The sequence below is a fragment of the Salinicola sp. V024 genome (assembly GCF_052645315.1).
The window spans coordinates 94,497-113,028 of sequence record NZ_JBQXYB010000001.1; the positions used below are offsets into that span (position 1 = coordinate 94,497).

The 18,532-nt window shown below is 61.3% G+C and carries 16 protein-coding genes; 4 read left to right on the plus strand and 12 right to left on the minus strand.

Going from position 1 to position 18,532, the window contains the following annotated elements:
* Window positions 1-52: 52 nt before the first annotated feature.
* The gene (pip, locus tag ACUN9V_RS00445; RefSeq protein ID WP_445509924.1) at window positions 53-1,009 is read right to left on the minus strand and encodes a prolyl aminopeptidase; all 957 of its coding nucleotides are present in this window, start codon (window positions 1,007-1,009) and stop codon (window positions 53-55) included.
* Between the two features lie 259 nt (window positions 1,010-1,268).
* Here pip and ACUN9V_RS00450 point away from each other — a divergent pair, with 259 nt between their 5' ends.
* The gene (locus tag ACUN9V_RS00450; RefSeq protein WP_075562889.1) at window positions 1,269-1,646 is read left to right on the plus strand and encodes a diacylglycerol kinase; all 378 of its coding nucleotides are present in this window, start codon (window positions 1,269-1,271) and stop codon (window positions 1,644-1,646) included.
* Between the two features lie 39 nt (window positions 1,647-1,685).
* Here ACUN9V_RS00450 and ACUN9V_RS00455 read toward each other — a convergent pair whose 3' ends face one another.
* The 4 genes from ACUN9V_RS00455 to nadC form a co-directional block, all read right to left on the minus strand.
* Window positions 1,686-2,318 (minus strand): nucleotidyltransferase family protein, encoded by a 633-nt coding sequence (locus ACUN9V_RS00455; protein WP_445509925.1) that lies wholly within the window; start codon window positions 2,316-2,318, stop codon window positions 1,686-1,688.
* The gene (locus ACUN9V_RS00460; RefSeq protein WP_075562840.1) at window positions 2,308-3,279 is read right to left on the minus strand and encodes an XdhC family protein; all 972 of its coding nucleotides are present in this window, start codon (window positions 3,277-3,279) and stop codon (window positions 2,308-2,310) included. Before ACUN9V_RS00460 ends, ACUN9V_RS00455 begins: the two co-directional genes overlap by 11 nt.
* A gap of 149 nt (window positions 3,280-3,428) precedes the next feature.
* Entirely contained in the window at window positions 3,429-4,583 is a 1,155-nt protein-coding gene (locus ACUN9V_RS00465) for an SIR2 family protein (protein ID WP_075562839.1), read from the minus strand.
* A gap of 4 nt (window positions 4,584-4,587) precedes the next feature.
* A complete protein-coding gene (gene nadC / locus ACUN9V_RS00470) occupies window positions 4,588-5,490 on the minus strand; it encodes a carboxylating nicotinate-nucleotide diphosphorylase (protein ID WP_445509926.1) in 903 nt (300 codons plus the stop codon).
* Window positions 5,491-5,607: 117 nt separating this feature from the next.
* On the opposite strand from nadC, the gene ACUN9V_RS00475 reads away from it, so the two are divergent.
* Both ACUN9V_RS00475 and ACUN9V_RS00480 read left to right on the plus strand, forming a co-directional pair.
* Window positions 5,608-5,841: a hypothetical protein gene (locus tag ACUN9V_RS00475; protein ID WP_445509927.1), complete on the plus strand. Its 234-nt coding sequence runs from the start codon at window positions 5,608-5,610 to the stop codon at window positions 5,839-5,841.
* Between the two features lie 3 nt (window positions 5,842-5,844).
* Entirely contained in the window at window positions 5,845-7,359 is a 1,515-nt protein-coding gene (locus ACUN9V_RS00480) for a sodium:solute symporter family protein (RefSeq protein ID WP_445509928.1), read from the plus strand.
* On the opposite strand, the gene ACUN9V_RS00485 is transcribed toward ACUN9V_RS00480, so the two are convergent.
* Window positions 7,286-8,464 (minus strand): MFS transporter, encoded by a 1,179-nt coding sequence (locus tag ACUN9V_RS00485; protein WP_445509929.1) that lies wholly within the window; start codon window positions 8,462-8,464, stop codon window positions 7,286-7,288. The genes ACUN9V_RS00480 and ACUN9V_RS00485 overlap by 74 nt on opposite strands.
* Window positions 8,465-8,777: 313 nt before the next feature.
* Between ACUN9V_RS00485 and ACUN9V_RS00490 the strand changes: the two genes are divergently transcribed.
* A complete protein-coding gene (locus ACUN9V_RS00490; RefSeq protein WP_445509930.1) occupies window positions 8,778-10,088 on the plus strand; it encodes a carbohydrate porin in 1,311 nt (436 codons plus the stop codon).
* Window positions 10,089-10,204: 116 nt separating this feature from the next.
* On the opposite strand, the gene ACUN9V_RS00495 is transcribed toward ACUN9V_RS00490, so the two are convergent.
* From ACUN9V_RS00495 to ACUN9V_RS00520, 6 genes are all read right to left on the minus strand, one after another.
* The gene (locus ACUN9V_RS00495) at window positions 10,205-11,731 is read right to left on the minus strand and encodes a tripartite tricarboxylate transporter permease (RefSeq protein ID WP_445509931.1); all 1,527 of its coding nucleotides are present in this window, start codon (window positions 11,729-11,731) and stop codon (window positions 10,205-10,207) included.
* 2 nt (window positions 11,732-11,733) lie between these two features.
* Entirely contained in the window at window positions 11,734-12,294 is a 561-nt protein-coding gene (locus ACUN9V_RS00500; RefSeq protein ID WP_445509932.1) for a tripartite tricarboxylate transporter TctB family protein, read from the minus strand.
* 75 nt (window positions 12,295-12,369) lie between these two features.
* The gene (locus ACUN9V_RS00505; protein ID WP_445509933.1) at window positions 12,370-13,350 is read right to left on the minus strand and encodes a Bug family tripartite tricarboxylate transporter substrate binding protein; all 981 of its coding nucleotides are present in this window, start codon (window positions 13,348-13,350) and stop codon (window positions 12,370-12,372) included.
* Between the two features lie 594 nt (window positions 13,351-13,944).
* Window positions 13,945-14,712: a fumarate/nitrate reduction transcriptional regulator Fnr gene (fnr, locus tag ACUN9V_RS00510; RefSeq protein ID WP_445509934.1), complete on the minus strand. Its 768-nt coding sequence runs from the start codon at window positions 14,710-14,712 to the stop codon at window positions 13,945-13,947.
* An 86-nt stretch (window positions 14,713-14,798) separates the two neighbouring features.
* A complete protein-coding gene (locus ACUN9V_RS00515) occupies window positions 14,799-17,198 on the minus strand; it encodes a phosphoketolase family protein (protein WP_445509935.1) in 2,400 nt (799 codons plus the stop codon).
* A 122-nt stretch (window positions 17,199-17,320) separates the two neighbouring features.
* Window positions 17,321-18,397 (minus strand): NAD(P)-dependent alcohol dehydrogenase, encoded by a 1,077-nt coding sequence (locus ACUN9V_RS00520; RefSeq protein WP_445509936.1) that lies wholly within the window; start codon window positions 18,395-18,397, stop codon window positions 17,321-17,323.
* Between the last annotated feature and the right edge of the window lie 135 nt (window positions 18,398-18,532).

Sequence of the window (18,532 nt, forward strand, 5' to 3'; positions counted from 1 at the left end):
CCAGGCCACATGGTGGTTGCCCTGCCGGAGCGCGCGAGGACCCTGCCCTGGTTCAATGGCGGTCGGCGAATCGATCGGTCGCTCGCACCAGCGCCGCCAGAGTCTCGGGTTCGCTGAAGGCGTGGCCGGCGGCCTCGATGATCTCAAGCGTCGCGTCGGGCCACGCGTTTGCCAGATCCCAGGCGTTTTGAAGCGGGCAGACCATGTCGTAGCGGCCGTGGATGATGACGCCGGGGATGCCCGCGAGACGATCGGCCTGTGCCAATAGCTGATCGTCGAATTCGAAGAAGCCCTGGTTGATGAAGTAGTGGTTCTCGATCCGCGCGAAGGCCAGCGCAAAGTGATCGGCCGCGTGGGATTCGGTAGCGTCGACGGGAATCAGTTTCGAGGTCTCGCCTTCCCATACGCTCCAGCGCCGGGCCGCCTCGAGCTGGCGTTCGATATCATCGCCCATGAGCCGTTCGTGGAAGGCGGGAATGATATCGCCACGCTGGTCTTCGGGCAGGATTTCCACCAGCCGCGCCCACTTCTCGGGAAATATATTGCGCGCGCCGTGCTTGTAGAACCAGTCGAGCTCCTGCTGGCGCATGGTGAAGATCCCGCGCAGCACCAGTTCGCTGACCCGTGACGGATACTGTTCGGCATAGGCCAGCGCCAGCGTCGAGCCCCACGACCCGCCGAAGACCTGCCACTGTTCGGCGCCAATCATCTGGCGCAGGCGTTCGATGTCCTCGGTCAGGTGCCAGGTGGTGTTGTTGTCGAGGCCGGCGTGAGGCGTCGAGCGCCCGCAGCCGCGCTGGTCGAACAGCACGATGTCGTAGCGTTCGGGATCGAAAAGCTGGCGGTGGATCGGCTTGCAACCGCCGCCGGGGCCGCCATGCAGGAAGACCACCGGCTTGCCGTTCGGGTTGCCACAGCGCTCCCAGTAGACCTGATGACCGTCGCCGGTCTCCAGATGACCGGTGGCATGAGGTTCGAGGGGCGGATAAAGAGGATTGGATTCAGACATGATCGACCTTGTTGGAAACGTGAGGCTGTCACTGCGTTGAAGACGACCCAGCATAAAGGCCGCGTGAAACAGGGGCCAGAAACGACGTCCGGTGGCCTGGGTCTGAAATCTGCAGAAGCTATCGCGACTTCGATGATGTCATCATGTGCCTCTGCTACCATCGTCGCCATTCAATTGGCTTCTGCGCGCCGAGATCGGTGCCGAGCTATCGTTTCGTTGCCGAGGGGGCGATCGCCAGCGCGGTCGAATCAGAGAGTCCATGAAATCACGTTCCGGCGATACCGGTTTTCGCCACCTGTTTCACTCCACGGGCTACTCGTTGAAGGGGCTGGTTGCCGCCTTCCGCAACGAGGCTGCCTTTCGCCAGGAGGTGGCGCTCTGTGTCATTCTGGTGCCGTTGGCCTACTGGATCGGCAAGAATCCCGTCGAATGGCTGGTGCTGGTCGGCAGTTGCGTCTTCGTGCTGATCGTCGAACTGCTCAACAGTGCCGTGGAGACGGTCGTCGATCGAATCGGCCCCGAACACCACGAGCTTTCCGGTCGCGCCAAGGATATTGGCTCGGCTGCGGTCATGCTGGCGTTGGGCATGGCGGCGGTGACTTGGGGCCTGCTGGCGTACCAGAAGTTTTTCGGTTGATGTCGCCCAACCCGTTATCCGCTGGCGAGTGAACAACGTCTAGCCTTCGGTGATCTCCGAGCCCGCCAGATCCTGCGGGGTGTCGACATCCCGCCAGATGCCGGGATCATCAACATCGACGAGGTGAACAGCTTCGCGATTCGCCCTCACGATGGCTCTCGCGCCGTCGCCTTCCTTCAGCTCTGCCAGCGCCGGCCAGAAGTCTCGCCCGAACAGCACCGGGTGGCCGCGCTTCTCCTTGTGACAGGGCACGACGATACGCTCGGCACGGGCGTGTCGATTGAGTTGTGCACAGGTGGTGGCTTTCAACCACGGCATGTCTGCCAGTACCACGGCGGCAGCGACTGCCGCCTCGTCTTGCGCGATCAGATGACGGAATGCGTCCCCGAGACTGCCGCCCAGTCCGTCGCCCGCGTGTTCTGCCTCCCACCGTCGAAGCTCGCTCTGCTCGGAGAAAGCGTTCAACGCCAACTCGATATCGTCGTCCCGACGCGTGATCAGTCGACACCGTAAATAGACCTGCAAAACTGTTGCCAGCGTCGTTGCCAGCAGGGTCCGCCCGTCAGGCAGCTCGACCCGACGCTTGTCGCTACCGAAGCGGCGGGAGACGCCGGCCGCCATGACTAGGGCAACGACATCGGGCTCTGGATGATGTGGAGATCTAGAGCTCATCCCGCCCCTTGCCGCGCCGCACGCGAAGTACGTCGGCGACCACGGCCAGCGCGATCTCCGCGGGCGTCTTGCTGTCGAGATGGAGCCCGATCGGCATGTGGATTCTTGAGATAGCCTCGTCGTCCAGGCCGCCGGAGCGCTTCAGCCGCTCGGCGCGCTTCTCGGACGTGCGTTTCGATCCCATCACGCCGATATAGAACGCCGGCGTGCGTACCGCCTCGATCATTGCCAGATCGTCGATGCGCGGATCGTGGGTCAGGGCGACGATAGCGGTAGCGGCGTGGGTGGCGCCGCTACCGATGAACAGTGACGGCAACACCGATTGCACCTCGACGCCCTCGACCTGGAAATCGCGGCGGGCGTCTTCTCTGGGATCGCAGACGATCACCTCGAAGCCCAGCGTGCGCGCGAATTCGGCGCAGAAACGCGATACCGGTGAGATGCCGGCGATGATCAGACGTAGCGCCGGACCGACGCGAAGCTGGATGATCTGGCCGTCGCGCTCGACGCGCGGGCCATTCTCGCCTGCCTCGACGAAGCGCTTGCGGCCGCTCTCCAGATCGATCCGCCGTACCAGCGAGCGCTGGCCCAGCAAGGTGGCGTGAAGCACTTCCAGGTGCGTCAGCGTCTCGGCATCCGGCGTCAGTCGCTCCACCAGCACGTCGAGAATTCCGCCGCAGGGCAGCGACACCTGCGGCGATTCGTCGGCGCCCTCGCCGTAACGCACGACCGATAGCGCAGCGTCGAAATGGCCTTCGGCGATCCTGCCGAGAAAGTCCTCTTCGATGCAGCCGCCGGAAAGCGAGCCGACATGCGTGCCGTCCGCTTTGGCGACCAGCATCGAGCCCGGCTCGCGCGGCGACGAGCCGAACGTCGCCAGTACGCTGCAGAGCCAGATCGGTTCGCCGGCATTGGCCCATTCGAGGGCGGCATCGATGACTTGAAGGTCGAGATGTTGCATGGGCGTCATCTGTTGGGGTCAGTGAAATATCCTGACGCGGTAGTGAATCGATGCTGTGTAGAGTAATCGATACCGACGACAGGAAGAGAGAGGTTCGCGACTACCATGACCGTTTCGTAGGATAGGGCAAGAATCCCGCAGATTCTGGTTCATGCGGCCATGACTTTTTCACAGAAGTCCTCGAAGCGGCCACTATAGTAGTGCTCGCGAGGCCAGCCGGTGCGCGGCAGATAGAAGAACATCTCCTCGAGCCGCGACTTGATGGTCGAATGATTCTTGGTGTCGATGACGAACACGTGCTTGCCCTTGGCATCGTTGGGACTCTCCGCCAGCTGGCGCAGGATGAACCGTACCAGCGAGTCCTCCTGCGGCATGCTGTAGCCGACGATTACCAGCACGTCGGTTTCTCGCAGCAGGCGCACGGCCTTGGGAAAGACCTGGTGGAAATAGGATTCATCGTAGTCCTGAACCTGAGATGGCAGGATCAGCAGCGGCGGCTCCTGCCGGATCTCGGTATCGCTGCGGCGGCGATACTCGAAGTCGAAACCCTGAGCCGTGGGCAGTATCTCGAACCCGCCGTTGATCTTGATCACGTTGCGATCGACGGTGCGCGGCAGGTGCTCCCAGATCGAGCCGCCGCAGATCCGTTGTGGCGTGATGCCGCGATACAGGCGCCCGAACACCGGAGCCTGCTGGCGGTAGACGTGCTCGAGGATGGTTTCGATGGTGAAGTCATAATTGGTGGTCAGGAAATGGTAGAGCGGCCAGTTCTCGTCGAGGCCGGCGCGTTCCGCGCGGTCTTCCAGCGAGGCGAAGAACTGCGTGATCGCGCGCTGGCCGTCGCTGTCGTAGGGCGAGGTGAAGCGTAACGTGGTGTCGTCGACGTTGTGAATGTCGCAGGCGGCGCTGAAGCGACGCATCACCAGCGTCCGCAACTCGTGAATGCTCAGGCGCAGGTTCTGATCGTCGAAGTAGCGATTGCGGATATCGGGATAGCGCACCTGCATGTCGAGCACGTAACGCAGGTTCTTGAATCGCTCGAAGTCCAGGTGGCGATAATGCTCCCAGCCAATCACGTGCATCACATGCTGAAGGTTGGGAAAGTCGCGAATGTCGTCGAGATCGATGGCGAACAGCTCGCCATCGGTGGGCGAGCGCGGATCCCACGCCTTGGAGAAGCCCGCGCCGCACCAGAAGGTGACGACGGGCGGCTTGCGCAGCCCGAAATCCTGCGCCAGCAGGCCCGACATGAGCGTATCGAACGCCTCGACGGTGGCGGCGTTGCTGATCTCGGTGGATGACATCGAATTACGCCTCCCGGGTCGGTGGCACGTCGACGACGTCATCCAGGCCAATATCGACCGCGGCTGCCGATTGGGTGATCCGCCCGACCGAGATGAAGTCGACGCCGGTTTCGGCGATGGCGCGTATCGTCTCCAGACGCACGCCGCCGGACGCTTCCAGCGGCACGCGGCCGCCCACCAGCTCGACGGCGCTGCGCATTGTCTCCACCGACATGTTGTCGAGCATGATCATGTCCGCGCCGGCGGCGAGCGCTTCCTCCACCTGATCCAGCCGGTCGCACTCCACTTCGATACGCGTCAGCACCGGCACCCGTGATCGGGCCCGTGCCACTGCCTTTGCGATACCGCCGCAGACCGCGATGTGGTTGTCTTTCAGCATCACGCCACTGTCGAGACCGAGCCGATGGTTGCGACCGCCGCCGCAGGCCACGGCGTGTTTTTCCAGCGCGCGCAGGCCGGGCGTCGTCTTGCGGGTATCGACCAGCTGGGCGCCGGTGCCGGCGATCCGTTCGACGTATTGCGCCGTGAGGGTCGCGATGCCCGACAGATGCTGGATCAGATTCAACGCGGTGCGCTCTACCGTCAGCAGGCTACGGGCCGGGCCTTGCAGCCGCATCAGCGTGATGCCTTCGGAGACCGTCTGGCCGTCCACGGCCAACCGCTCGATCTCGATACGCGCGTCGTAGAGCGAGAACACGCGGGCGGCGACCGCAAGCCCGGCGATCGTCATTGGCTCTCTTGCGCGCATCTCGAACTGGCCGGTCGACGCTTCGTCGATCATCAGGGTCGCGGTCAGATCCACGTGACCGATATCTTCGGCCAGGAAGTCGCGCAGGCGTGCGTCCAGGGCCATGGGGTCCATCTGCCACACGGTCGAAACGTCAGAGACAAGAGGTGTTGCGGTCATCGAAAATTCCATGGCGGTTTCATCGTCTTCGAGACTATCGCGTTATCATGGGCGCTGCAGTGATGCGCTTACTGTAAATGACAAAATGTCCAAAAAGCACAAGGTGAGGAATTGCCAATGAGCGCTCGGCGTTGGATATGGGGCGTCTGGATACTGGTCCTTTCGTGTTACGTCGTGCCGTATGGTCTGCTTGGTCAGGTCCAGGCCTGGTACGGCAGCTTCCTGTTCTGGTGCGTGGTCGGCGTGCTGGTCATCGTCGCCAACATCATGATCACCCGGACGTTCCAGTCCGAGGACGTGTTTGACGCCTTGTCTCGAAATGATGAACTCCATGACGATAGGGAAAAATAGGCGATGACCATCGGACTGATCTGGAGCGCGGTCATCGTCTATCTGATCGTGGGCCTGGGCGTTGCCTTTCTCTCCCGCGGCAAGACCACCAACGGGGCCGGTGTCGACATGTCCGGGTATTTTCTCGGCAACCGCCAGATGAACGGCTTCGTCTCGGCGCTGAGTTACAGTGCCACGACCTACAGCGCATTCATGATGGTCGGCCTGGCGGGGCTGACCTACGCCGGCGGCGTCGGCGCGTTCGGGTTCGAGATCGTCTATTTCGCCGGCGTGTCGCTGGTGGCGATCTTCGGGCCCAAGTTCTGGGCGGTGGGCAAACGCTTCGGCTATGTCACCCCCAGCGAGATGCTCGGCCATCGATATGGCAACAAGAAGGTTGCGGTGGTGACCGCCATCGCCAGCTGCGTGTTTCTGATCCCCTACGCGGCGGTACAGCTGGCGGGCGTGGGTTATCTGCTGGCGGGGATGAGCGGCGGGGCGATCTCGTTCACGACCGGCGTGGTCGTGTCGACGATACTGGCGATCCTGTTCTCCTATATCGCCGGGATTCGCTCGGTGATGTGGACGGACTCGCTGCAGGCGCTATTCATGATCGTCGCATCGACCTTGGTGGCGTTGCTGGTGGTGCATTCTCTCGGCGGCTTTGCCGAGCTGTTCGACACGCTGGCGGCGGAGCATCCGGCGTCTCTCAGCGTGCCCGGGCCGGGGCTCTTCAGCTTCACCACCTTTCTGGGGCTGACGATCCCGTGGTTCTTCTTCAGTCTTTCCAACCCGCAGGTGAGCCAGCGGCTGTTCATGCCGGCGTCGCTGAAGTCGATGCGCCAGATGCTGATCGGCTTTCTGATCTTCGGCTTCATCTACACCGTGGTTTCGGTGCTTTGGGGCTTCTCGGCGCTGGTGGCATTTCCCGATCTGGCCAAATCGGATCTGGCGACGCCGACGTTGCTGGCGTCCGAGCACGTGCCGCCGGTGCTGGGCGTGATCGTGATGGTGGGGATTCTGGCGGCGGCGGTGTCGACCATCGATTCGATCATGCTGACGCTGTCGTCGATGCTGTCGCGGGACGTCTACGCCAACGTGGCGAGCGGCGCCAGCGAAGGGGCACAGCTCAAGGTGGGCAAATGGGTGCTGCCGGTCATCGCGATTCTCGCCTTCCTGTTCGCGGAGCTGCAGCTCAGTCTGATCGCGGTGCTGTCGGTGGCGGCTTCCACCGGTCTGGTCGTCGTCGTTCCGGCAATCATCGGCGCCTTCTACTGGAAACGCGGCACGGCAGCGGGAGCGCTGGCCAGCATCGTTATCGGCGGTCTGGTCGTCATCGCGCTCTATCTGAGCGGCGCCAAACCGCTGGGGCTGCCGGCAGGTATCTGGGCGCTGCCGGTTGCCGTGGCGCTGTTCGTGATCGTGAGTCTACTGACCCGGCCGAACCCTGAATTGGCTAGGAAATTCATGAAGACCGCCGGAACAGGGCCAGCAACACAAGCCACATCACGGCGACCAGAGGAATCAGCGTCACGTTGAGCGTCTGCCAGCCAAGCCAGGCGTTCAGCGGTCCGGCGAGTAGCGCTGAAAGGGTCGTCAGCGAAAACACCGCGCAGTCATTGAGGGCCTGTACTCGTGGGCCTTCGCCGGGCCGATAAGTCGTGGTCAGCCACGCGCTGGCGGGCAGAAAGGTGAAGTTCCAACCTAGTCCCAGCAGGAAAAGCCCGATAGCGAACGTCCAGAAGGAGGCGGGCAGCAGGGCGTAGAGCAGGCTGGCCAGTAGACTCAACGATCCGACGATAATCATCCGCTGATGGCCGAAGCGCCGGGTCAGGTCGCCGGTGACGAACGAGGGCGCGAACATCGCCAGGATATGCCACTGGATCACGTTGGTGACCTCGCCGAAGCCGTGCCCAGCGTGTGTCATCGCCAGCGGCGTTGCGGTCATCGCCAGGTTCATGATGGCGTAGCTCAAGGTGGCGATCGCGATGGCCGCCAGCAGCCGGGGTTCGCGCAGTAGGATGCCGCGTCGGCGGGCCGGCTCGTGACCGGCGGCGCCCTGGGGCAACGGAAGTTCCAGCCGCGACAGCAACAGCAGTGCCAGAGTGTAAAGTCCGGCAAGACCCACGAAGCAGCCCAGAAACGGTGTCTCGAAAGTGTGCTGCGACGAACGCGCCAGCCAGGGGCCTAGGAAGGCGGCGATCACACCACCCGCCATCACCAGGCTTAGCGCTCGGTCACGTTGGGCGGAGCTGGCCGCGTCGATGGCCGCGAAGCGGTACAGCATGCCGGTGCCGATGCTCATGCCGATGGCGAACGTCCCCAGATTGAATAGCGCGAAGGCGGAAGTCTCCAGCGCCAGCAAGCAGATCGCGATGCCGATGAGCCCGAACCCGTTGCCGATCACGAAAGTGCGTTTTCGTCCCAGCCTGTCCGTCAACCAGCCGGAAGGCAGGGTCGCCGCCGTCAGCCCGAGCAATTGGGCGGCCACGGGCAACGTGCTCCAGTCGGCGCTACCCGAAAGTTGATCCCCGACCAGCGGCGAGACGGCGATGAGCAATATATTGCCACTGACCAGCAGGGCCTGACATAGCGCCAGCCCCCAGACGGTGAGCGGCAGACGTGGATTCGCGGCAGTCGTCATGAGACCTCTCTCGGCTCGAGGTTGAAGAGGGCCTGGCCGCGATGGGCGCGTAGGCGATAGGCACCAGGTGTTCGACCGCAGCGGCATCGAGGTGTGACGTGGGTACTCGAGCAGTTTGCGTTCAGCGCGCCGTGCCGGCAATCGCAAGCGTTCAACGACATTCCTCACGCTGGCGATATTCCGATGTTTTGCTCTTATCCTTTAGTCGAGCATGGCGCTCTGAGCCGGCTCGACCGCTGTTCGCTATCCCTGATAAGGACTACCATTTTCTGCGCATTGGTAACGTGCTAACTATATTTCGGGAGGCCAGGTCATGGCAGAGGTCACATCACGGGTTATCGGAATCGGCCGCATAGCGGCGATTCTATTGGGTGGTTTCGGGGTGATGGGGACGGCGCAGGCTTATTCGGCATTCTCTCCGGATTCCCCCACTATGTTCGGAGACTGGGGCGGCGAGCGTACCGCGCTGGAGGACGCCGGGGTGTCCTTCAATTTCGGCTATGTGGGGGAAGCGGCGACGATTCTCGATGGGGGCTATCGCGACAGCCACGTGAGCAAATACGCGGACCAGTTCGCGGTGGGTGCCAACTTCGATCTCGATCGACTGCTGAGCATTCCCGATGCGGAATTCCAGGTCACCGTCACCAACCGTAATGGCCATAGCGTCAACGACAGGTTGAGCGATCCGGGTGCGACCGTTGGCGGCTCGTCGGTGCAGGAAGTTCAGGGTCGCGGGCCCGTCACCCGCCTGACTCAGTTCTGGTACCGCCAGCGCTTCTTCGACGATGCGCTGGCGATCAAGCTGGGTCGGATTCCGTTCGGCGATGACTTCGCCACCATCGATAGCAACTTCCAGAACCTGGCCTTCGGCGGGGCGCAGCCGGGCAATTGGGGCAACAATATCTACAACTGGCCGATCGCCCAGTGGGCGGCAGTGGTCCGCGCCAATATCACTCCCGATTGGTACGCCCAGGTCGGCGCTTTCAACATCAATGACAGCAACCTGGAGAACGATAACGGCTTCGATCTGCGCACCAGCGGTACCGAGGGCACCCTGTTCCCGATGGAACTGGGTTATACGCCGAAACTGAACGGCCTGGCGGGCGCCTACAAGCTCGGGTTCTACACCCAGAATGTCGATAACCGGGCCTATGGCGATGGCCCCGCGGATCGCACCAGCGATACCAATACCGGGCTTTATTACGTGGTCCAGCAGCAGGTGACGACCCGCGATGGCAACCCTGATCGGGGGCTGACGCTGTTCAGCATGGGTAACACCAATCACGGCGATACCGCGGGTATCGATCGCTACGTCTCGGTCGGGGCGACCTACGACGGGCCGTTCGATGCACGCCCGCAGGATGATGCCGGCATCGGTCTGGCGTATCTCCACGTCAACGATGACGTCAACGACTACGTCGATTATCACAACGCCACACCGGCCGGTTCGCTGTCGCCGCTGCCGCGCCAGGGCCACGAATACGACGCCGAGGTCTACTACAGCTTCAACCTGACCGATTACCTGACGCTGCGGCCCAATCTGCAGTACGTGGTCAACCCGTCGGCGGTGGACTCGGTCGACAACGCCTGGGTGGCCGGTACCACCATTAAGGCGAGCTTCTGAGCAAGTTTCCAAGCAAGGCGAGCTTCTAGCCCCATCCGCGATCTTTAGAAGGAGAAACGGCTGCCCTTGGGCAGCCGTTCGCGTGATGACGCTTCGAAGAAGACGCAGGCTCATCCCTACGCCGGTCGTGTTCCCAGCCCGTTATCCTTGGGCTTGCGGATCACCATGAAATAGAAGAACACCGCGGTGAGGGCGATGAAGAACAGGCTATCCGGGCTGGTGAAGAAGATCATCGGATTGCCGTCGTTGATCGAAAGCGCCCGGCGGCAGTACTCCTCGAGGCTCGGGCCGAGCACGAAGCCGAGCAGCAGGCAGACGGTCGGGTATTTCTGCTTGCGCAGGAAGTAGGCCAGCACGCCGAACACCAGCGCCAGTGCCATCTGGAAGGTCGAGTAGGTAGCCACGTAGCTGCCCACCAGGGCCACGATGGCGATACTGGAATAAAGCACGTCGCGGCGGATCGAGACGATCTTGAGAAAATAGGGGCCGAGCAGATAGAGCGTGAGCGGAATCAGGATCAGGGCGCTGATGAACAGCGAGGCAAACATCGGCGCGATCAGGTCGAGCTGCTGGGTCATGAACTGTGGGCCGGGCTGGAGACCGTTGATGACCAGCACGCCGAGCACGATCGCCGTGGTCGGATCGCCGGGAATGCCGAACGTCAGCATCGGGACGAAAGCGCCGCCGCACATCGAGTTGTTGGCGCACTCAGCGGCCGCGATGCCTTCGGGATTGCCCTTGCCGTAGCGCTCGGGATGTTTGGAAGAGCGCATCGACTCCGCATAGGACACGAAAGCGGCCATCGAGCCGCCGGCGCCGGGCAGAATGCCGACCGCGTAGCCGATGGCGGCGCTCTTCAGATAGCGCAGCGCGCCGATCTCGCGAACTTCCGACAGCGGCGGGATGAAATCGCGACGGCGCACCTTGGCCGCCTTGATCATGCCAGGGTCGACGGTTCGGCTGTTGCGGCTGTCGGCCTGCACCAGCAGCTCGCTGATGGCGAAGGTGCCGATGATCAGCGGCATCATGTCGATGCCCTGGACCAGCGCGCTGGTGCCGAAGGTGAAGCGAGCCAACGGCTGCACCACGTCGATGCCGATGGTGGCGATCATGACGCCGAACAGGGTCGCGATCATGCCCTTGGTGATCGACCCTCGCTGGGAAATGATGATCACGATCAGCGCGAAGGCGATCAGCGAGAACTTGCCCGGCGTGCGGATCAGCAGGGCGACGTCGGCCGCCAGCGGTGCCATGACCATCAGCAGCAGCGCGCCCAGCGAGCCGCCGATCATCGAACCCAGTGCGGCATGACCTAGCGCCTTGGCGCCCTCGCCACGCTGCTGCATCGGGTAGCCTTCCAGCGCGGTCATCATCGACGAGGGCGCGCCGGGAATATTGATGGTGGTGGCGGTGATGCTGCCGCTGCACATGCCCGCCATGAAGATGCTGGCGCAAGCGACCAGCGCCGTGGTCACGTCGAGACTGTAGGTCAGCGGCAACAGCAGGGCGATGGCCAGTACCGAGGTGAGACCCGGCACCGCGCCGAAAAAAGTACCGATCAGAAAACCGCCGATCATGTAGAGCAGGGTTTCGGGATTGGCGAGGGCAGCGAAACCACCCAACAGCCCGGAGATCGCGTCCATGATCATTGACTCCAGAGAGTGGGCAGGCGGACCTGGAAGACGACCTCGAACAGCAGGTAGCCCGCCAGGGTGATGGCGATAGCGGCGATCAGCTTGGTCGGCCATTTATCGCGGAAGCCGCCGCCGAACAGACAGCAAAGCAGCAATACGTAGACGAACGTCGCGACGAAATAGCCGATCAGATCGAATGCCAGCAGATAGCCTGCCGTCAGCACGATGACGCCAATCGCTCCGAGCGACAGCCCGAGGTACTGCCTACCGGCGGATTCGCCATCGGTGCTGTCGGCATCGGTGGTGGACTCTGTCGCCGGCGCTTTGGCCTTGCCGCGCAGGGCGTGAACCATGGCGCAGATCAGCGCGACCAGCATCAGAATGGCGGTCGCGATAGGAAAGAACGAGGCGGTCATGTTGCCCGCTTTCATCGGCGGACCGAGCTGGACCGCCGAGATCAGATAGACCAGGGTGATGAGCGCAAGCACCGCCGGCACGAAGAATTCCCCGCCCAGGGTAGGGCGTCGGGACGACGGGTGAGGCGAGGGTTTGAATGACCGTTCAGAAGACATGGAGACCTCTGGATTGACGACACTGCGCCATGCGTAAAGCATGGCGCAGAGTGAGTGGAATCGAATGAGGGTGGCTTATTTCTCCAGCACGCCCTGGTCGACCAGATCGTCCATGGTGCTGAACAGCTGCTGCTGGGTGTCATTTGCCCACTGGGTCACGTCGTCGGCTCCCAGCCAGGCGGGCGTCACGCCGATCTTTTTCAGCCACTGCTGGAATTCGTCGCTCTCGTAAGCCTTGTGATAGGTCGTTTCCAGCTTTTCGATCACGTCGTCCGGCGTACGCGCCGGAGCCACCATGATGATGAAACTGCCCATCTGCAGATCCAGACCGGTATCGGTTTCGGTGACCGGCGGAACGTTGGGGAAGCCCTCGTTCTGGGTATCCGAGAACTCGACCAGACCGCGGGCCTGACCGGATTCGATCAACGGTGCCAGATCGCCCAGGCTGGTGACGACAGCATCGACTTCGCCGTTGAGCAGGGCTTCCTTCTGGGAGGCGGCGCTATTGTCGTAGGAGACGATCTTGAACTTGGCGCCGGTCTGCTGCTGGAGCTGCAGCAGTGTCAGGTGCGTTCTGGCGCCCATATTCTGAATGCCGACACGAACGCTGTTGGGCTTCTCCTTGGCAGCGGCGATCAGGTCGTCCAGCGTCTTGTAGGGAGAGTTTTCCGGCACCGTGATGGCGTCGGCTTCGCTGGTGATGCGGGCAATCATGCGCATCTTGTCCATGTTGAAGCCGGGCAGCATGTTCTTCCAGGGGATCGTGATGATGCTGTCGTAGGTGATCGCGGCAACGGTCTGACCATCGGGGCGGGCCTTCATCAACTGCAGCAGACCGGTGGCCGTCATCCCGCCCTCGACGTTCTCGACGTACATCGACACGGGGAGCGATTCTTCGGCAATGTTGGAAATCTTGCGGACGATGGCATCGGTACCGCCGCCGGCAGCCGCTGGCACGATGACGCGGACATCCCGGCTGGGGTAGTCGGCGTGGGCGGCGCTGACCGCCAACGATGCGAGGCAGACGAATCCGAGGAGTGTCTTCTTGAGTTTCATGGCGTATCCCTTGCTTGATGAGGCTGGTGCGTCGGTTTGCCAAAAGGCGTCGTTATGTCGGGTGGTTGTTCTGAAATTGCTCTTCAGTGAGAGCGCTGGGCAAGCTATCGAACGCGATAGTTCCGGACCCGTGGACCGATCGATCGCTATCTGGCGATCTGGCCGTGACATCGGTATGGCCCGATCGCGACAGCGCTCCCACTGCGTCATCCCGAACTCTGTTTTAGCCTTTTTATTCGTACGATGTAATACAACATTGGTTTGAGAGCTGAGGGCGGGACGCAGTTTTCGCATTCGGTGGGGAGGAAAGTGGTGTCTTCCCGAGCGCGACTGTGGTGCCTCGGAAATCCGATCGACAACAGGAGTTTGCGAGTGGGGGCGGGATGTAGCTGTTATCGAGGGTAGACGTTGGCTTATGCAGGGGCGTCATGATCGGCTTGAGATGCCGCGAACAACGCGATCATCCCGTTCCTTTTCGCACCGAGAGTCAACGCTTTCTTTAGGCGATTCTGAGACTGCGAACGCCGGGAAGTGACCGATGGCTGTGGATGCAAAGGCAGTCCCGGGTGAGGCAGCGATGGCCAGATCCGGCAGTTAGGCGTGTATCTCGCGGCTCAGTTCTGGGCAGATGGGTTTTTCAGCGAGCATACCCAGTTCATCGATATTGGCAATCTCTACCTGACGGCCATGGATGGTCATGAGTTTCTGCTGCTGGAAGCGTTTCAGGAGGCGACTGACGGTTTCCAGGGCAAGACCCAGATGATGCGCTATGTCGGTGCGCGACATCGGGAGGCGATAGCTATGCTGGGAGTATCCCCCGCGTTCAAAGCGCAACGCCAGGTCGATGAAAAAGCTCGCCAGACGTTCTTCGGCGCTTTTGCAGGTCAACAACCGAATCAGGCGCCGATTATCCATCAGTTCTTTGCTCATGTTGCGATAGAGCTGATTTCTCAGTTGGGGAATCCGTTCGGCGAGGGCATCCAGATGATGGAAGGGAATCTCGCACACCGAGGTCCGTTCCAGTGCGACCGCAAATCCCGAGTAGACGTTGTCGTTGATGCTATCCATGCCAACCAGTTCACCGGGTAGATAGAACTGAGCGATCTGCTCTGTCCCGTCTTGGTCCAGGATGATCAGCTTGAGACTACCCGAACGGATGGCGAATACATGACAAAAAGGCTCTCCCTGACTGAACAGACGCTCTCCGCTAACCATTGGCGCACGGCGTTTGATAATGGCATCGAATTGATCCATAGCCCCCATTTCGAGCGCCAATGGCAGACACAAGGCTTTGAGCCGGCATGAATGACAGTTCAGATGGTACTGGCATTCATGTGCTGGCATGTCAAAAGTGCGGGACATGATTCGACCTCTATCATTATCCGTGGATTAACACCATATGCTTGTCAAGGATGATGTACCAGCGGGGAGTGTGTGACCTTTTAATGTCACTGATCTTGATCAGTAGATCGTTCAGGCGACCCCGGCCATGTCCAGTTTGCGATATCCGGTAGATCATCGAAATGCTCACGGATATAACGGTGGTGCCTGTCGAGCATCTCCTCCAAGTGCCTGACGATGCGTGCCCGGCCCACCAGGGAGCTAGGGGCATAGCGCAGAACGTCGCCGCAGAGATGGATGCGACTCAGCCGGTTGAGAACCACCATATCGAACGGCGTCGTGGTCGTCCCTTCTTCTTGATAGCCCCGAACATGAAAGCGTTCGGTACCGGCACGCCCATGCAGCAACTGATGGATGACGCCCGGATACCCATGAAAGGCAAAGACCACGGGCTTGTTGGAGGTAAACAGGTCGATGAACGTGGTTTCACTGGTGCCGTGAGGATGTCGGTCCGGCGGGGGCAGCATCATCAGATCCACGATGTTGACCACACGTATCCGCAGGTCGGGAACGAACTGGTGCAACAGATCCACTGCGGCGAGGGTTTCCTGAGTGGGAATGTCCCCCGCGCAGGCCATCACGACCTCGGGATTGTCCCCGTCCTGACTGCTGGCCCAGGGCCAGATACTGGCCCCACGGGCACAATGCGCGCGGGCTTCGGTGAGATCCAGATACTGTAACTGGGGTTGTTTGTCGATAACGATGGCATTGAGATAGTTGAGACTGTGTAGACAGTGTTCGGCCACCGATAAGAGGCAGTTGGCATCAGGAGGCAGATAAATGCGCACTACCCTGGGCTGTTTGGTCAACAGGTTGTCGATAAAGCCCGGACCCTGGTGACTGAAGCCATTGTGATCATTGCGCCAGCAGGTCGAAGTCAGCAGGTAATTCAGCGATGGAATGGGGGCTCGCCAAGTCACCTCATCCGCGTGTTCTAGCCATTTGGCGTGCTGTGTCGCCATGGAGTCGACAATGGTGGCGAAGGCCTCATAGCTCGCAAACAGACCATGACGGCCGGTCAATACGTAGCCTTCCAGCCAGCCATGGCAGTTGTGCTCGCTGAGCACTTCCATGACACGGCCCTGTGGGGAGACATGATCATCCCCGGGGAGGCTCGTACCGACCAGACAACGATCGCTGGCTTCAAACACGGCCCCCAGACGATTGGAATTGGTTTCGTCGGGGCAAAACAGGCGGAAGCTGTGCGGATTGTCGCGATAGATATCGCGCAGGAATTCTCCCAGCACGCGAGTGGATTCGTGCCGCTCACGAGCACGGTTGGCGTCGTTGACATCGACAGCATAGGCGGCGCCATCGCGTAGCACGAGCGGTACGCTTAGCCGCCCGCCATTGGCATGGGGATTGTCGCCCATGCGTCGCTTGCCCTCGGGCGCCTGTGCGGCGATCTCGGCAGTGGGGCAGCCATGCTCATCGAAAAGATCCTCGGGCCGATAGCTTTCGAGCCACTGCTGGAGCTGTTCGATATGCCCGGGATGCTCACGAAAGCCGGATAACGGTACCTGATGAGCGCGAAAGGTACCCTCGATGGTTTGGCCATCCACCTTGGCAGGACCGGTCCAGCCCTTGGGCGTGCGCATGACAATCATCGGCCATGGCGGCAGTGTATGCATGCCGAGGGTACGAGCGCGTTGCTGGATCCCGCGAATGTCCTCGACCGCCCGCTCCAGAACAGCTGCCAGCCGCTGATGGACGCTCATGGGGTCGTCCCCCTCGACAAAATAGGGGGTGTAGCCGTGACCCTCGAACAGCTTGCGCAGGGTGGCATCGCTTTGCCGTGCCAGGATGGTAGGGCCAGAAATCTTGTAACCATTGAGATGCAGGATCGGTAGTACCGCTCCGTCCCGTTCGGGATTGAGGAAGCGGATGCCCTTCCAGGAACCTTCCAGCGGGGCGGTTTCGGCTTCACCATCACCCACGATGGCCGTGGCGATCAGATCGGGATTATCGAACACGGCGCCGAAGGCATGCATCAGCACGTAGCCCAGCTCCCCCCCTTCATGAATAGAGCCCGGTGTCGGCACACTCACATGGCTGGGAACGCCTCCCGGTGTCGAGAATTGTCGAAACAGCGCTAGCATGCCCGCTTCATCCCGCGGGATGGCGGGATAATACTCACTGTAGCTGCCCTCCAGCCATAGATTGGCGAGCAGCGCCGGTCCGCCATGGCCGGGGCCGGTGAAATAAAGCATGTCGAGATCATGCCATTTGATCAGGCGGTTGAGATGAACATAAATGAGATTGAGCCCCGGAGAGGTGCCCCAGTGCCCGAGCAAGCGCGGTTTGATGTGCTCAAGGCGCAGGGGTTCACGCAATAGAGGATTGGCCTGCAGATAGATCTGCCCCACGGTCAGGTAGTTGGCGGCGCGCCACCAGGCATCGAGATGCCGGAGCTCTACCTCTTCCAGGACTGGCTGAGTGCTTGTCATGACAACCTCATCGGTTCATCCATCGTGGCCCGCGATTGAGCATCCAACCTCAGAAGGTGGCGATCTCGGCGAAGCACGTGGCTACCTGGTGGCGTAGTGAGGGCGGTTTGGCGCCTCAGGCCTCAATTGGGTGTGATCGCGACCTTAAGCACACCGTCTCGCTGATGGCCGAACAGGTCATAGGCTGCGCCGATATCATCCAGCGAGTAACGGTGTGTCACCAATGCGCCGGTATCGATACGTGTCGAGGCCACCATGTTGAGCAGACGGCGCATGCGTTCCTTACCGCCCGGACACAGTGAGGTGATGATCCGGTGGTCACCAAGGCCTGCACTAATGGCGCCGAGCGGCAGGGTCAGATCACTCGAATACACCCCTAGACTGGAAAGCGTGCCGCCGGGCTTGAGCACACGGAGCGCACTTTCGAAGGTAGTCTGGGTGCCCAGGGCCTCGATCGCAGCATCGACGCCGCGGCCCCCCGTCAGCTTCATGATTTCTTCGACGACATCGACTTCCCGATAGTTGAGCGTGACGTCAGCCCCCATTTCGCGTGAGATTGCCAGCCGATCCTCGATACCATCCACGGCGATGATCAGGCTGGCTCCCTGCAGCCGCGCGCCTGCGGTGGCACATAGGCCAATCGGTCCCTGGGCAAATACCACGACGATATCGCCGATGCGGATGCCGGCATGTTCGGCGCCGGAAAAGCCGGTTGACATGATGTCCGGACACATCAGCACCTGTTCATCCGTCAGTCCATCGGGCACCGGAGCCAGATTCGCCTGGGCGTCTGGCACCAGGGCATATTCCGCTTGTACGCCGTCAATGGTATTGCCGAAACGCCAGCCGCCCATGGGCTTGTAACCATGGCCATGGCAGCCACCATCCTGAGAGGGCCGCCCATCCTGACAGGCATAGGACGTAAAGCTCGGGCAGATGGCACCGGCGATGACGCGCTGGCCTTCGCTGTAGCCCTGCACGTTGGCGCCCAGCTTGACGATGATGCCGACCGGTTCGTGACCGATGGTGAGTCCTTTTTCGACAGGATATTCCCCTTTGAGGATATGAATATCGGTGCCGCAGATGGTGGTGGTAGTGATCTGGATCAGCGCGTCGTTGGCGCCGACGTCGGGAATGGGCTTGTCGGCTAACTCGATACGGCCGGGCTCGACGAAAATGGCGGCTTTCATCATGGTCATGGCAGAACCTCCTCTGTCGCCGCAGCGACATGGATGAGTGGCAATCGCTTCTGAACCAGTATTCAGCCGGAATGCGTGACGGGACTTGATCTGAATCAAGCGCGCGATATTCAACCTGGTGGAAGCTAAGCAGCA

Bases quoted from the DNA above. Each gene is read 5' to 3' on its own strand.
- ACUN9V_RS00460 (WP_075562840.1), bottom strand. From the start codon at position 3,279: ATGCAACATCTCGACCTTCAAGTCATCGATGCCGCCCTCGAATGGGCC.
- ACUN9V_RS00495 (WP_445509931.1), bottom strand. From the start codon at position 11,731: ATGGACGCGATCTCCGGGCTGTTGGGTGGTTTCGCTGCCCTCGCCAAT.
- ACUN9V_RS00490 (WP_445509930.1), top strand. From the start codon at position 8,778: ATGGCAGAGGTCACATCACGGGTTATCGGAATCGGCCGCATAGCGGCG.
- ACUN9V_RS00455 (WP_445509925.1), bottom strand. From the start codon at position 2,318: ATGAGCTCTAGATCTCCACATCATCCAGAGCCCGATGTCGTTGCCCTA.
- ACUN9V_RS00515 (WP_445509935.1), bottom strand. From the start codon at position 17,198: ATGACAAGCACTCAGCCAGTCCTGGAAGAGGTAGAGCTCCGGCATCTC.
- ACUN9V_RS00505 (WP_445509933.1), bottom strand. From the start codon at position 13,350: ATGAAACTCAAGAAGACACTCCTCGGATTCGTCTGCCTCGCATCGTTG.
- nadC (WP_445509926.1), bottom strand. From the start codon at position 5,490: ATGACCGCAACACCTCTTGTCTCTGACGTTTCGACCGTGTGGCAGATG.
- ACUN9V_RS00465 (WP_075562839.1), bottom strand. From the start codon at position 4,583: ATGTCATCCACCGAGATCAGCAACGCCGCCACCGTCGAGGCGTTCGAT.
- ACUN9V_RS00450 (WP_075562889.1), top strand. From the start codon at position 1,269: ATGAAATCACGTTCCGGCGATACCGGTTTTCGCCACCTGTTTCACTCC.
- ACUN9V_RS00485 (WP_445509929.1), bottom strand. From the start codon at position 8,464: ATGACGACTGCCGCGAATCCACGTCTGCCGCTCACCGTCTGGGGGCTG.
- ACUN9V_RS00520 (WP_445509936.1), bottom strand. From the start codon at position 18,397: ATGACCATGATGAAAGCCGCCATTTTCGTCGAGCCCGGCCGTATCGAG.
- pip (WP_445509924.1), bottom strand. From the start codon at position 1,009: ATGTCTGAATCCAATCCTCTTTATCCGCCCCTCGAACCTCATGCCACC.
- ACUN9V_RS00500 (WP_445509932.1), bottom strand. From the start codon at position 12,294: ATGTCTTCTGAACGGTCATTCAAACCCTCGCCTCACCCGTCGTCCCGA.
- ACUN9V_RS00480 (WP_445509928.1), top strand. From the start codon at position 5,845: ATGACCATCGGACTGATCTGGAGCGCGGTCATCGTCTATCTGATCGTG.
- ACUN9V_RS00475 (WP_445509927.1), top strand. From the start codon at position 5,608: ATGAGCGCTCGGCGTTGGATATGGGGCGTCTGGATACTGGTCCTTTCG.
- fnr (WP_445509934.1), bottom strand. From the start codon at position 14,712: ATGTCCCGCACTTTTGACATGCCAGCACATGAATGCCAGTACCATCTG.